Annotated in this window: 1 protein-coding gene; it reads right to left on the reverse strand. The window is 43.1% G+C overall.

Going from position 1 to position 260, the window contains the following annotated elements:
* The coding region (locus ACECE_RS26845) for a cadherin-like domain-containing protein (protein ID WP_010245946.1) at positions 1-260 on the reverse strand (260 nt) is incomplete at both ends.

Consider the following 260-nt stretch of genomic DNA (forward strand, 5'->3'; position numbering starts at 1 on the left):
TTGGCGCATCATTTACTGGAGTTACTGCTATTGTTACTGTGCTTATTGCTGTTCCGCCTTTTCCATCACTTACTTCTACTGTAAAGCTGTCTGTTCCGTTGTAGTCTTTGTTCGGTGTATATGTCCAATTACCGTCCGCTGCTACTGTTACTGTTCCGTTTGCTGGATCAGTTGCTTTAGCGTATGTAAGTGTATCTCCATCGATGTCTGCTCCAACTACTGTTCCTGATACTGCTGTATCTTCTGGTGTTGTTACATTG

Origin of the sequence: Acetivibrio cellulolyticus CD2 (assembly GCF_000179595.2) — a bacterium.
Lineage (GTDB): Bacteria > Bacillota > Clostridia > Acetivibrionales > Acetivibrionaceae > Acetivibrio > Acetivibrio cellulolyticus.